The 1,827-nt window shown below is 68.2% G+C and carries 5 protein-coding genes; all 5 read left to right on the top strand.

Features of this window, described 5'->3' with window-relative positions:
* A partial coding sequence (locus tag ABWP50_RS12795) for a hypothetical protein (protein WP_353218372.1) occupies positions 1-296 on the top strand: 296 nt, incomplete at its 5' end.
* A gap of 55 nt (positions 297-351) precedes the next feature.
* Positions 352-537: a hypothetical protein gene (locus tag ABWP50_RS12800; RefSeq protein WP_353218373.1), complete on the top strand. Its 186-nt coding sequence runs from the start codon at positions 352-354 to the stop codon at positions 535-537.
* Between the two features lie 112 nt (positions 538-649).
* Positions 650-1,024, top strand: a complete 375-nt coding sequence (locus ABWP50_RS12805) for a hypothetical protein (protein ID WP_353218374.1) — start codon at positions 650-652, stop codon at positions 1,022-1,024.
* A 70-nt stretch (positions 1,025-1,094) separates the two neighbouring features.
* Positions 1,095-1,370, top strand: a complete 276-nt coding sequence (locus ABWP50_RS12810) for a phage fiber-tail adaptor protein (protein WP_353218375.1) — start codon at positions 1,095-1,097, stop codon at positions 1,368-1,370.
* A partial coding sequence (locus ABWP50_RS12815) for a head-tail connector protein (RefSeq protein ID WP_353218376.1) occupies positions 1,370-1,827 on the top strand: 458 nt, incomplete at its 3' end. The genes ABWP50_RS12810 and ABWP50_RS12815, both read left to right, overlap by 1 nt.

Raw genomic sequence — 1,827 nt, forward strand, 5'->3', positions numbered from 1 at the left:
CCGATATCAACCCCCAAGAAATGAACACCGAACGCCTGCTGGACGGCCTGCTGTATGACGATCAGCAGCACCGCGGCGCGACCAACTTTGCGCCCGGCAGCCGCGCCGGCAACGTGCTGCAAGGCACCAGCCGTCTGGGTGCCGGCGTCGCCGGCATCGCGGTGGCGACGCGCGGCACGGCCAAGCTGGTGGCCACCGAACGCTGGACCGGCACCCGTAGCGTCACTGTGCGGATGATGGCTGCCGATGGCACCACGGTGCTGGCGGAAAAGACGCTGGCCGTGACGGGCACGTGAGGGTTGGCTGTTGAAGTATGCCAGTTGAAGTTGGGCAGTTAAGGAGGCGCGGCGCATGATCCTGACGCATTTCATCGCCTTTCTGGCGCAGGCGGCCACTGTGGTTGGGTTCGCGCCCACGGCCGCACAAATGGCGCTGGCTGATGCTGGCACAGCGGTAACCCTGCCGCGCCGGCCCTTGGCGGAGGTGCCAGCGCTGACGGTTGGCGCAGCGCCGCTGCTGGCCGTGCGCGGGCCTTAAGACCAGCTTCAAGTCCATTGCAGCGATTGAAAATGCCAGCGGTGCAGCTGCCCTGGCGCGGGCGATTGCCTGCGCTGGTCGCCGGCTGACGCATTCAGAAATTTTCGGGAGAATGATGATGGCGCGATTTGCGGGCCAGCTGGTGCTGGATGCCGGGCTGGATGTGCTGGCCGGAGCTGATCGATTGGTGGTGCTGGCGGGGCAGCCGGCGGATTTTGCAGCAGCCATGGCGGCGCCGCTGGCGCAAACGCCGGTGCTGCCGGGCGATTTTGCCAAGGCGGATGCGCCCGGCGGCGGCCGGCAATTGGCCGTGGCGGCGCGGCCGGGGCTGGCGGCGCTGGCGACTGGCACCGCCGATCACATCGCGCTGATCGATGTGGCGGCGCAGCGCCTGCTGTATGTCACCACCTGTCCGCCGCAGCCGGTTCTGGCCGGTGCCGCCGTGGCCGTGGCGGCGTGGACTGTGACCATCGGCGCACCGATCTGATGCGCGCAAATCCCGAACGACCGCAGCCGCGCCTGCCGCTGCTGCCGGCACCACAAGCGAAAGGCCAGCCATGACCTTGTTTCTGAAAGACCCCGGCGCGCGCGTCGATCACGCGGTGAACTGGGATGCCGGCTATCTGGCCGGGCGCACCATCCTGCAATCGGCGTGGACTGTGCTGCCGGCCGGGGCATTGGAGCTGACTGGCGCGCAAGCAGCGGCCGGCCGCACCGCGATCATGCTGGTGGGCGGCACGGCCGGGCAGATCTGCCGGGTGACCAACCGCGTGACCTTAAGCGACGGCAGCAGCGATGAGCGCAGCCTGACAGTGCGGGTGGAGGAACGGTAATGGCAATCGCGTTGGAAAGCGGCCCGCTGGTGGTGGGCCTCGCCGAATGCAAGGCGGCGTTGCGGCTGGACCGTGACGATGAAGACGCGCTGATCGCCGGGCACATCCGGGCCGCGATGGGCCTGTGTGAAGCGTTTATTGGCCAGTGGCTGATCGTGCGCGAAGGCGAACAGGCATTGGTGCATGATCTGGTGTGGCAGCGGCTGCGCGCCAGCCCCTGCGCGGCGATCAATGGCGTGTTTGTGAACGGCGCGGCGCTGCCGGCCGATCAGTGGGAGGGCGATATCGCCGCCGATGGCACTGGCTGGGTGCGATTGCTGCGGGTGCCAACCAGTGGCCGCGCCGTGGTGCGGTTTCGCGCTGGATTGGGGCTGGATTGGAACGCCGTGCCCGAACCGCTGCGCGCCGGCGTGATCCGCCTGGTCAGCCATTTGTTCACCCACCGCGACGCCGCCGA

It is taken from the genome of Sandarakinorhabdus sp. (assembly GCF_040398645.1).
In the GTDB taxonomy this organism is placed as follows: domain Bacteria; phylum Pseudomonadota; class Alphaproteobacteria; order Sphingomonadales; family Sphingomonadaceae; genus Sandarakinorhabdus.